Below are 11,288 nucleotides of genomic sequence, written 5' to 3' on the forward strand. Positions count from 1 at the left end.
GTGCGCGGTTGTTCGGGTTGACGCGGTCGAGCTGGGCGGATTACGACCGGTCGCTGATCAGCGCGGGTGGCGGCGTCTACGACCGCACGGTCAAATCGGTGCCGATCAGCCCGCAGGCCCGGGCCGCCCTGGGACTGGACGACGACGTGGTGTCGCTGTCGCCGCCGGAATTGATCCGCGCCATTCTTCTCGCCCCCGTACAACTGCTGTGGAACGGCGGTATCGGCACCTACATCAAGGCGAGCAGCGAAACCAACGAGGACGCGGGCGACAAATCCAACGATGCCGTCCGGGTGAACGCGGACCGGCTGCGGGTGAAGGTGATCGGGGAGGGCGGCAACCTCGGTGTCACCGCGCTGGGCCGGATCGAGTTCTGCCGCAACGGCGGCAAGATGAACACCGACGCGCTGGACAACTCCGCGGGCGTGGACTGCTCGGACCACGAGGTCAATATCAAGGTCCTGCTCGACGGTGTGGTGTCGGCGGGAGAACTGGAACTCGCCGACCGCAATCCGCTGCTGGCCGAAATGACCGACGAGGTCGCCCGGATGGTGCTGGAGGACAACGTCTCCCAGAACTATGTGATGGGAATTTCGCGGGCCGAGGCAGCCGGGATGCTCAATGTGCATCGGCGCCTGATCGAGGAACTGGAGACCCGGCGCGGCCTCGATCGCGAACTGGAGGCGCTGCCCACCGACAGTGTGCTCAAACGCCGTCTGGAGGAGGGCAGCGGGCTGGCGTCGCCGGAACTCGCCAACCTGCTGGCCCATGTGAAACTCGCGCTCAAGGCCGACCTGCTGGCCGGTGATCTGCCCGACAGCGCCTACTTCGCGGCCCGGCTGCCCGAATACTTCCCGACGCCGCTGCGGGAGCGGTTCGGTGCGGCGATCAAGAAACACCGCCTGCGCCGCGAAATCGTCACGACCCTGATCGCCAACGAGGTGGTGGACTACGGCGGGGTCACCTACACCTTCCGGCTCGGCGAGGAGATCGGCGCGACCGCCACCGATACCGTGCGCGCGTTCACCGCGGTCACCGAGGTCTTCGGGTTGCACGACATCTGGGCGCGTATCCGGGCCGCCGACGCTTCGGTCGGCGTCCGTGACCAGCTCGAGCTGGAAACGAAACGCACCCTGGACCGGGCCTCGCGCTGGCTGCTCACCAACCGGCCCCAGCCCATCGCCGTCGGCGCGGAGATCAACCGCTACCGCGAAGGCGTCCGGGAACTGGCACCGCAGGTGCCCGGCTGGCTCCGCGGCCATCATGTGACCACTCTGACCGACCACGCGGCCGATCTCGTCGCACACGGTGCGCCGCTGGATCTGGCCACCGAGGTCTTCGGGCTGCTGCATCTGTTCCCGCTGCTCGATGTCATCGATATCGCCGATATCACCGACCGCTCCGGCGAAGAGGTCGGCGCCCTCTACTACGCCCTCAACGAACACCTGAAGATCGACTGGCTGCTCGAGGCCGTGAGCCACCTCGAACGCGGCGACCGCTGGCACGCGCTCGCCCGGCTCGCGCTGCGCGACGATATGTACAGCTCACTGCGGTCGCTCACCCTCGACGTGCTCTCCGGCGGCGACCCGGAGGAGAGCGCGGACGAGAAGATTGCATACTGGGAGTCCAAGAATCAGTCCCGGCTCGGTCGCGCCCGCGCGGCGCTGGCGGAACTGTTCGAATCCGGAACCCACGATCTCGCCACGCTGTCGGTTGCGGCGCGGCAGGTGCGCAGCATGGTGAGTGGGGTGGGCGCCCAATCGGAGGTACCACGGTGACGAACGCTGTATCCCGCAACGGTGAGGCCACCGGGCCGGCTCAGGCCGGCCAGGCCCGCCGTTTCCATACCCAGGTGCATGTGCGCTGGTCGGATATGGACGTTTTCCAGCACGTGAACCATGCCCGGATGGTCACCCTGCTGGAGGAGGCGCGGATCCCGTGGCTTTTCGGAGACGACCGGCCCACCGTCGCCCTGCGCAACGGCTGCGTCCTGGTCGACCTGCACGTGAAATACCGGGGCCAGCTGCGGCACGAGGACACCCCACTGGATATAGCCATGTGGATCGAACGGTTGCGGGCCGTCGATTTCACGGTCGCCTACGAGGTGCGCGCCGCCGGCTCCGCCCCCGGCACCCCGGCGGCCGTCACCGCCACCACCCAGCTGGCGGCCTTCGATATCGATTCGCAGTCCCTGCGCCGCCTCAGTGGGCCCGAACGGGACTACCTTGCGCAGTGGATGGCCTGATGACGTACCCGGCGGTGCCGAGCCGATCGTGATGTCCGAAGAGCGGGTCCTGACCGTCGCGGACCCGGCAGAACGCGAAAATCTGGCCACCTTCCTCACCCGCGCGCAACGCCTGGACCCGGCGGTGGTGGTGCGGCTGCGCCGCCGCGGGGAAGGCCGGGTGGCGGCCTGGATCGCCACCGGCTTCGAAGCGCTGGCGACCAGGACCGTCGGCGCCGAACTCGGCGTCGACGATGTCACCGTCGGGGCCGACACGGTATTGGCCGGACTGTCCGCACCGGGCCCCACGGACCTCGGTTTCTCTGTCGACTCCGCCTGGCGCGGCGCCCTGCCCCCCGACAGCGGATTCGCCCATATCGACGACCTACCCGCCCGCACCCTGGTGGAACTGGCCGAACGCGGCGCGGACCTGGCCAAGGAACACGGCTCCGGCCACGGCCCACCCGCCTCCCTGCTCGACCAGACCGTGGTGACGGTCTCAGCGGGCGGTGACCAGGTCCAGGTCCCCATGCGGGTGGTTTTCGCGCTCACCGCCATGGACTTCATCCCGCATTCCGGCGACCGCACCGAATCCGCCCGCATCCAATCCGGCGAACTCGTCCGAGTCCGCGCCAGCCGCACCTGGCTCCGCCTGGACGCCCGCTACGGCTCCGTCGCCCGCCGCCGAGCCGGCGCGCTGTCACTCACACCGAACTGATGGGCCGGCGCGGCTTCGCTGCTTGCTTGCCGGGGTGAGAGGGTGGGCTTGCGGCTCGGACTCCGAACGCCCTTTCGCGAACAGACCCCGCCCCTCCGCGAAGGGCCCACTCCAGAACTACGCAGCACCCTCGCCGAGGTACTGCAGCCAGACGGGGTCGAGTTCGTTGACGGTGGACAGCAGCCGCCAGTGCGGGCCCTTGGGGGACACGAGGGGGGATCGCAGCGTCCAGCCCAGTTCGGCCAGCAGTTTGTCGGCTTTGCGATGGTTGCAGGGTGCGCAGCTCGCGACACAGTTTTCCCAGCTGTGCTCGCCGCCGCGGCTGCGCGGGATGACGTGGTCGATCGTTTCGGCTTTTCCGCCGCAGTAGCCGCAGCGGTAGCGGTCGCGTTGCATGAGCGCGGCGCGGGTCATCGGGACGCGGGCGCGGTAGGGGACGCGCACGTAGGTGCGCAGCCGGATGACGGAGGGGATCGCGACCGCGGAGCCGGCGGAATGCAGTACCGGGCCGGTGGGGTCGTGGTGAATCGCGTCGGCTTTATCGCAGACCAGCAGGACTATCGCACGGCGGGCGGTGAGCGCGGTGAGCGGTTCATAGGTGGCGTTGAGCAGGAGTACGCGCCGTTTGAGCCAGGTCGAGTGCGGGGCGGTCGGAGCGGAGTCGCTCGGGGAGAAAACGGAATCGGTAGCGGTAGCGGTATCGGCGGAATGCCTGTTGACCGCGTGATCGGACAGCAATTGCAACGGAGGAGCCCCCGACCCACGAGCGTGGACGTCGGCGGGCTTCAGTTGTCGGTGGCGTAAGGCCTCCGTTGATCGGGCGCCGGTCCGTTGCTTCATGTCGACCCCAAATTCTGCGTTTCAAGATCATGTGGTATCTCGCCTGGAGACAGAACCCAGTTGACCACGGAAAGTTCCGGAACGCACGGTTATTTTGCACAATGGCTGGTTAACTGTCGCTGAAGCGACGCCCGGGGGCCACCCGGGCGGTGGGCCCGGTGCGGTCCGCGGCCGGTGGACGGCGGGGAATCTGCGGCCGTGCGGTGCGGCGGGCACAATGGACGGCGCACCCCACCGAACACGAGAGGTTTCATGACTTCGGGTAACCCGGCTTCCGGCTCCGCGCCCAGCGAACAGGCCGCGAACTCCTTCTACGAGGCGGTCGGCGGAGACGAGACATTCCACCGGCTGGTCGCGGTGTTCTACCGCGAGGTCGCCGCCGACGAGATCCTGCGCCCCATGTACCCGGAGGAAGATCTGGGCCCGGCGGAGCGCCGGTTGCGGATGTTCCTCGAGCAGTACTGGGGCGGCCCCCGCACATATTCCGACGAACGCGGCCATCCGCGCCTGCGGATGCGCCATATGCCGTTCCAGATCGGCCCGGTACAGCGGGACGCGTGGCTGCGGTGCATGCGTATCGCGGTCGCGGAGATCGAACCCGAGACACTCGACGACGAGCATCGCCGCCAGCTCCTGGACTACTTGGAGATGGCCGCCAACTCCCTCATGAATACCGCTTGGTGAAGGTTGGGTTTATTGGCGCGCCTTCGGCGCGCGGGCCTCGCTGGACTCGGCGCCGGGAGGGGGCTGACCTCTGGGGAGTGGCGCATTCGGATCGGGCCGGCCTCCGACCTGGTGCGGGCATCGAGAGGTTGCGTGATTTGCGGTCGTGATGCTGGTGCGATGCGGTATGGCCGACGATGGGGGCACCGCACTCGGGCGGAAACGGCCGATCATGGGGTGTGAGCGGCACGCCGGGGTACGGCCCCTGTCAACTACTACACAGCATCGGATAACGTAAGACGGTGAGCATTCTCGAGACAGTGGCGGTGTTCGCCGGTATCCCGCTGGGGATCTACCTCATAATCGCCGGTTTGTCGTATATCGGTAAGCCGCTGCCCGGTGAGAAGCCGGTCCACTTCGATATGAGCAAGAAGTGGACCTCGGCGCCGGTGCTGTGGAGTGCTACCGATGAGGTCACCGGGCATGGTCATTCCTATGATGCCGGTGAGTCGTCGCATGGGTCCCATGTGGCGTTCGATTCCCTGGAAGCCCCGAAGGGCGCGCTGATCGGAGGCCGGGCAAGTGGCAAGTACTAAATGGCCCGCGGTGGTCGAGTCCGAACTGCCGCACGGATACGCGCTGATGAGCAGCGGCCGGGTCTCCGGGGTGCACGAGGCCGGCGATGTGTTCAAGGAGGCCCCGTTCGACAACAACGAGCGGCTCGCCATGGACAACGTGCTGACCGAAGCGACCCGGGCCACCAAGGTGCGGTTCAACGTCTTCATCGGCGATCTGGGTCCCGACGCGGGCGCCACGGTCGACGCGCTGTTCCCGACCACCCCGGAGGCGGCACGTTCGGTACTCATCGCCGTCTCCCCGAACGACCACTCCGTCGAGGTTCGTTCCGGCCGTGATGTGGCCGAACGGGCCAACGACCGGGTGTGCCAGCTCGGTGTCACCGCCGCGCTGAGTTCGCTACGGCAGGGCGAACTGATCGACGGCTTGGTCTCCGCGGTCCGGGTGATGGCCGCGGCCATCGGCCGCTGACACCGCGCCCCGGCCGGGGTGCGATCCGGGAGCGCTCGCTACCGACGAGAACGGCGCGTCCACCCCTCGGGGCGGACGCGCCGTTTCGCTGCTCGGATCAGGAGATATCGAAGGCGCGGGCTCGCAGCGAGCGCTCGATCCCGGACTTGCCCTCACTCACCAGACGCCGCAGCGCGGGCGGGTGGTCACCGGCGAGGAATTCATCGGCCCGGGCGACGGCCTGCTCGCTGATCTCCCAGGACGGGTAGAGCCCGATCACCACGGTCTGCGCGACCTCGCTGGAACGCCGTTCCCACACCGCGGGGATCTCCGCGAAGTACCGCTCCGAATACGGCCGCAGCAGGGAGTCCTGCCCGGCGGGAGCGAATCCGCCGACGATCGAGCGCGCCGTGATGTTGGGCACCGAATCGTCCTCCATCACGGTGGCCCACGCCGATTCCTTCACCTCGGCGATGGGTCGCGCGGTGGCGGCGGTGGCGGCCTGGCGCCGGCCCGCGGCCGTTTCGTCGTTGCGCAGCTCGCCGTCGATGGTGGGGGTATCGGTGCCGTCGGCGTCTACCTCACCGGCCGCGGCCAGCGCGGTGAGCACCCGCCACCGCAGATCGGTGTCCACGGTGAGCCCGGCCAGCCCGACCGCGCCCGGATCGCCGTCGAGCAGTTCGCGCAGCACCTCGGTATGCCAGGGGGACAGCTTGGCGCCGGTGAGCGCGTTGACGAAGGCCAGCTGGTGGTCCGAGCCCGATTCCGCCTCCCGGGCCAGCTCCAGCAGCCGGTTCGCGTAATCCGCCCAGCCGGTGGCCTCGGCCCAGGCCGGATCGGCGTAGCTGCGCAGGGTGGTATTGGCCTGCATGAGCAGGCGCTGGACCACCCCGATCTCGGATTCCGCGCCCACCCCGCGTTGCACCAGGGCCACGAAATCGCGGGCCCGGAACTCGGCCTGCCGGGTCATCTCCCAGGCGGCCGACCAGGCCAGGGTGCGGGGGAGCGGTTCGGCGATGTCGGCGATACGGTTCACCAGGACGTCGAGCGAACCGGAGTCGAGCCGGACCGAGCAGTAGGTCAGATCGTCATCGTTGACCAGGATGAACTTGCCGCGCGGAACACCGGTGAGTTCGGGTACCTCGGTACGTTCGGCAGCCTCCAGATCGAGTTCGACCCGGTGGGTGCGTACCAGCTTGCCGCCTTGATCGTCGTAGACGCCGATCGCCAGCCGGTGCACCCGGCGTTCACCGGCACCGGGCGCGGCGCCCTCCTGGATCACCGCGAACGAGGAGAAGTTGCCGTCCGCGTCCACCTCGAAATCGGGCCGCAGGATATTGAGGCCGGTGGTCTTGAGCCATTGGGTGCCCCAGCCGGACAGATCCCGGCCGGAGGACTTCTCCAGCGCCGCGAGCAGATCGTCGAAGGTGGCGTTGCCGTAGGCGTGGTCGGCGAAGTAGGCGCGCAGACCCGCGAGGAACGGTTCCAGCCCGACATAGGCCACCAGCTGTTTCAGCACACTGGCGCCCTTGGCGTAGGTGATGCCGTCGAAGTTGACCTCCACCGCGGCCAGATCGGGGATATCGGCGGCGATCGGATGCGTGGACGGCAGCTGATCCTGCCGGTAGGCCCACGATTTCTCCACGTTCGCGAAGGTGGTCCAGGCGCTGGTGTACTCGGTGGCCTCGGCCTGGCACAGCACCGAGGCGAAGGTGGCGAACGATTCGTTGAGCCACAGGTCGTCCCACCACTTCATGGTGACCAGATCGCCGAACCACATATGCGCCATCTCGTGCAGTACGGTTTCGGCGCGGCGTTCGTAGGAGGCCCGGGTGACCTTGGAGCGGAAGACGTAGTCCTCGAGGAAGGTGACCGCGCCGGCGTTCTCCATCGCGCCCGCGTTGAATTCCGGTACGAACAGCTGGTCGTATTTGCCGAACGCGTACGGGATGCCGAAGTTCTTGTGGTAGAAACCGAATCCCTGTTTGGTCTCGGTGAACAGACGCTCGGCGTCCATGAATTCGGCGAGCGAGGCGCGGCAGTAGATGCCCAGCGGAATGGTGCCGTGATCGTCGGTGTAGGTATCGGTCCACACCGCGTACGGTCCGGCGATGAGTGCGACCAGGTAGGTGCTCATGAGCGGGGTGGTGGCGAACCGGTGCCGGCCGCCGTCGGCGGTGCCCGCGCCGTTGGAGATCACCTGCCAGTCCCGCGGGGCGGTGACCTCGATATCGAAGGTGGCCTTGAGGTCCGGCTGGTCGAAGCAGGCGAACATCCGTTTGGCGTCGGCGGTCTCGAACTGCGAATACAGGTACACCGCGTCGTCGGCGGGGTCGACGAAGCGGTGCAGGCCCTCACCGGTGTGCGAGTACTCGCAATCGGCCTCGACCACCAGTTCGTTGCGTTCGGCGAGATCGGGCAGGGTGATCCCGGTCGCCTCGTCGTAGCCCGCGATATCGAGCGGGGTGCCGTTGAGCACCGCCGAACGTACCGTGCGGGCGACGATATCGATGAAGGTCCGCGAACCGGGCTTCGCGGTGAAGGTGACCGTGCTGCGGGACAGGAACGTCTGTTCGCCCGGTTTACCCGCGCCGTCGGTCAGATCGAGTTCGACGGAGTAGTTCTCGACCGCGACGATGCCGGCGCGTTCGATCGCCTGATCGCGGGTGAGGTTCGGTGCGGACATCGGACTCCTTCGAAGACACAGTGGGCACGGGCGCTGTCCACAATGCCACGTGGGTAAGGTTGCCCGCGCGGGAGTCGACCCCGCACACCACTCGACCAGGATCGGAGCCGCGACAGTGAAACACGTGCACGCCGGGAAGGTGCGTGACCTGTACACAGACGGCGACACCCTGCTGCTGGTCGCCTCGGACCGGGTCTCGGTGTACGACGTCGCGCTGCCCACGCCGATCCCGGACAAGGGCGCCCTGCTCACCCGGCTGTCGAACTGGTGGTTCGACTACTTCTCCGATATCCCCAACCATGTGCTGTCCACCACCGATGTGCCGGCGGAGTTCGCGGGCCGCGCCATCCGGGTGAAACCGCTGAAGATGGTGCTGGTGGAATGCGTCGCCCGGGGCTATCTGGTCGGCTCGGGCTGGAAGGACTACCAGCGCACCGGATCGGTATCGGGCATCCGGTTGCCCGACGGGCTGCGGGAGGGCGACCGGCTTCCGGAGCCGATCTTCACCCCGACCACCAAGGTCTCGGCGTCCGGGCATGACGAACCGATGACCTTCGACGAGGTCGTCGCGCAGGAGGGCCGCCCGGTGGCCGAACACCTGCGCGACCTCACCCTGCGGCTGTACACCCGCGGCGCGTCCTACGCGGCCGAGCGCGGTGTGATCATCGCCGACACCAAGGTCGAATTCGGCTGGGACGGTGATGTGCTCACCCTCGCCGACGAGGTGCTGACCTCGGACTCCTCCCGTTTCTGGCCGGCCGCGGAATGGGAGCCGGGCCGTCCGCAGCGTTCGTTCGACAAACAGTTCGTCCGGGACTGGGCGACCTCGACCGGCTGGGACAAGGAACCCCCCGGTCCCGAGATCCCCGCCGATATCGTCGCCGCGACCAGGGCCAAATACGTCGAGGCCTACGAGCTGATCACCGGCCGCACCTGGTGAACTCGGCCGGGCCCCGGGCCCCGGGCCCGCCCCGCCCCGCGCCGCGTCCCGCGATTCCGGGCCCCGGCCCGGTGCTCGTTTCGTCCCCGACGCGGTGGCGCTCAGAGCGGTGCGGATGTATCGGCCAGCCGATCGGGATCGACCGGGTCGCCGGAGAGGATCAATTCCTTGATCCGGTCTCCGACATCCCACACATTCACATTCATCCCGGCCAGCACCCGTCGCTGCGGGTCGAGCCAGAACGCCACGAACTCCCGGCCCGCCGTATCCCCGCGCACGACGACCCGCTCGTAGTCGCCCGGTGCCGCGAACCCGGTGTACTCCATACCCAGGTCGTACTGGTCGGTGAAGAAATACGGCAGGCGGTCGTACACGGCCGCCCGGCCCAGCATGGTCGACGCGGCCACCGCGGGCTGATTCAGGGCCGTGGCCCAGTGCTCCACCCGGATCCGGCGACCCAGCACGGGATGATCCTGTTCGGCGATATCGCCGACCGCCACGATATCGGGATCACTGCTGGTCAGACCGGCGTCGACCAGGACCCCGGAATCGATCGGCAAACCCGCTGATTCCGCGAGCCCGAGCCGTGGCCGGGCCCCGACAGCGACCAGTACGGCATCGGCCGCCACCGTCGAACCGTCCGCGACGCGCACACCGTTGGCCCGCCCGTCCGAGGTGGTGATCTCCCGCACCTGGGTGCCGAAGCGCAACTCGACCCCGTGCGCGCGATGCAGGTCGGCGAAAACCTCGCCCATCTCGGGCCCGAGGGCGCCCAGCAGCGGCCCGGGCGCGGTCTCCACGACCGTGACCGCCACACCCGCCGCCCGGGCCGCCGCGGTCACCTCGAGCCCGATCCAGCCCGCGCCGATCACCACCAGCCGCCGGGCCGACCGGAACAGTTCGATCAGCGCATCGGATTCCTCCAGCGTGCGCAAGGTGTAGACCCCGTCCGCGCCGACACCCGGGATGGGCAGGGTGCGCGACGCGGACCCGGTCGCCAGGGCGAGCTTGTCGTATTCGAGCGTCGAACCGTCGGGCAGCGTCACCGTCCGGGCCGCCCGGTCCACGGCGGTGACCTCGGTGCCGAGCAGCAGGTCGACATTGTGGTCGCGGTACCAGGCCGAATCGGCGACCGTGAACTCCTCGAGCCGCTTCTCACCCGCGAGATACTCCTTGGACAGCGGCGGCCGCTCGTACGGCAGCCGCTCCTCGGCACCGATCAGGGTGATACGCCCGTCGAAATCGTTGTCCCGTAGCGCCTGGGCGGTTTTCGCACCGGCCAGCCCGGCGCCCACGATGACGAAATGCCGCGCAGATGTCATGGATGACACTCCCTTGTGGTGGGTTGTTCCAGCGACGATCCGGACTACCCCCGCCAGCGTACTGAGCGCGCCCGCGACAACCGGCGGGTCCGGGAACGAAAACCCGGCCCGATGGGTTGGTCGGAATGTAGCGACAACTACGGAGAGGAACCGAACGTGCCCGATACGGCCGTGAAAAAGGATCTTGCCGAATTCTGGTTCGACCCCCTGTGCCCGTGGTGCTGGATCACCTCCCGGTGGATACTCGAGGTCGCGCAGGTCCGCGATATCGAGACCCGATTCCACGTGATGAGTCTCGCGGTCCTGAACGAGGGCCGCGACCTGCCGCCCGAGTACCAGGACATGATGAAGAACGCCTGGGGCCCGGTGCGGGTGGCCATCGCGGCCGCACAACAGCACGGCGACGAGATCCTGCCGTCGCTCTACACCGCCCTGGGCACCCGCTTCCACGACCGCCGATCGGAGTTCGAGCAGGAAGGCGACGCGCGGGCCACCTTCGCCGCCATCGTCGCCGACGCGCTCACCGAAGCCGGACTGCCCGCCGAACTGGCGGAAGCGGCGACCGCCACCGACCACGACGAGGCACTGCGGGCCAGCCACCACGCCGGGATGGACAAAGTGGGCCCTGACGTCGGCACCCCCACCATCCACGTCAACGGGGTCGCGTTCTTCGGGCCGGTACTCTCCCGCATCCCGCGCGGCGAAGAAGCGGGCAAACTCTGGGACGCGGTGGTCACACTGGCCGCCTACCCGCACTTCTTCGAACTCAAGCGCACCCGCGACGAAGAGCCTGTGTTCATCTAGCGCTGTATTTTTGGCGCGGCTTCGCCGCGCGGGGTTCGGCCCCCGAAGCGTCTGCTGTCAGCGCT

The 11,288-nt window shown here is 68.1% G+C and carries 11 protein-coding genes; 8 read left to right on the forward strand and 3 right to left on the reverse strand.

The genetic code is table 11. The features are described 5' to 3' along the window. The 3 genes from ACWDU1_RS21740 to ACWDU1_RS21750 form a co-directional block, all read left to right on the forward strand. A partial coding sequence (locus tag ACWDU1_RS21740) for an NAD-glutamate dehydrogenase domain-containing protein (RefSeq protein ID WP_450001000.1) occupies window positions 1–1,778 on the forward strand: 1,778 nt, incomplete at its 5' end. Further along, complete coding sequence (locus tag ACWDU1_RS21745) at window positions 1,775–2,245, forward strand: acyl-CoA thioesterase (RefSeq protein ID WP_450001002.1); 471 nt, start codon at window positions 1,775–1,777, stop codon at window positions 2,243–2,245. The genes ACWDU1_RS21740 and ACWDU1_RS21745, both read left to right, overlap by 4 nt. A gap of 31 nt (window positions 2,246–2,276) precedes the next feature. Next, entirely contained in the window at window positions 2,277–2,942 is a 666-nt protein-coding gene (locus tag ACWDU1_RS21750) for a hypothetical protein (protein ID WP_450001012.1), read from the forward strand. A 117-nt stretch (window positions 2,943–3,059) separates the two neighbouring features. Here ACWDU1_RS21750 and ACWDU1_RS21755 read toward each other — a convergent pair whose 3' ends face one another. Beyond that, the gene (locus tag ACWDU1_RS21755) at window positions 3,060–3,782 is read right to left on the reverse strand and encodes an HNH endonuclease (protein ID WP_450001003.1); all 723 of its coding nucleotides are present in this window, start codon (window positions 3,780–3,782) and stop codon (window positions 3,060–3,062) included. A 252-nt stretch (window positions 3,783–4,034) separates the two neighbouring features. On the opposite strand from ACWDU1_RS21755, the gene ACWDU1_RS21760 reads away from it, so the two are divergent. From ACWDU1_RS21760 to ACWDU1_RS21770, 3 genes are all read left to right on the forward strand, one after another. Then, on the forward strand, window positions 4,035–4,466 hold the full coding sequence (locus tag ACWDU1_RS21760) for a globin (protein WP_450001004.1): 432 nt from the start codon (window positions 4,035–4,037) through the stop codon (window positions 4,464–4,466). A 281-nt stretch (window positions 4,467–4,747) separates the two neighbouring features. Beyond that, the gene (gene ctaJ / locus ACWDU1_RS21765; RefSeq protein WP_357430126.1) at window positions 4,748–5,041 is read left to right on the forward strand and encodes an aa3-type cytochrome oxidase subunit CtaJ; all 294 of its coding nucleotides are present in this window, start codon (window positions 4,748–4,750) and stop codon (window positions 5,039–5,041) included. Then, a complete protein-coding gene (locus ACWDU1_RS21770; RefSeq protein ID WP_450001005.1) occupies window positions 5,028–5,492 on the forward strand; it encodes a DUF5130 domain-containing protein in 465 nt (154 codons plus the stop codon). Before ctaJ ends, ACWDU1_RS21770 begins: the two co-directional genes overlap by 14 nt. A 97-nt stretch (window positions 5,493–5,589) precedes the next feature. Here ACWDU1_RS21770 and pepN read toward each other — a convergent pair whose 3' ends face one another. Continuing rightward, on the reverse strand, window positions 5,590–8,157 hold the full coding sequence (gene pepN, locus ACWDU1_RS21775) for an aminopeptidase N (protein WP_450001007.1): 2,568 nt from the start codon (window positions 8,155–8,157) through the stop codon (window positions 5,590–5,592). A gap of 115 nt (window positions 8,158–8,272) precedes the next feature. On the opposite strand from pepN, the gene ACWDU1_RS21780 reads away from it, so the two are divergent. Continuing rightward, complete coding sequence (locus tag ACWDU1_RS21780) at window positions 8,273–9,097, forward strand: phosphoribosylaminoimidazolesuccinocarboxamide synthase (protein ID WP_450001008.1); 825 nt, start codon at window positions 8,273–8,275, stop codon at window positions 9,095–9,097. A 101-nt stretch (window positions 9,098–9,198) separates the two neighbouring features. On the opposite strand, the gene ACWDU1_RS21785 is transcribed toward ACWDU1_RS21780, so the two are convergent. Further along, entirely contained in the window at window positions 9,199–10,419 is a 1,221-nt protein-coding gene (locus tag ACWDU1_RS21785) for an NAD(P)/FAD-dependent oxidoreductase (protein ID WP_450001009.1), read from the reverse strand. A 156-nt stretch (window positions 10,420–10,575) separates the two neighbouring features. On the opposite strand from ACWDU1_RS21785, the gene ACWDU1_RS21790 reads away from it, so the two are divergent. Then, window positions 10,576–11,223 (forward strand): mycothiol-dependent nitroreductase Rv2466c family protein, encoded by a 648-nt coding sequence (locus tag ACWDU1_RS21790; RefSeq protein WP_450001010.1) that lies wholly within the window; start codon window positions 10,576–10,578, stop codon window positions 11,221–11,223. The last annotated feature ends 65 nt before the right edge of the window (window positions 11,224–11,288 follow it).

Source organism: Nocardia sp. NPDC003345 (assembly GCF_053589395.1).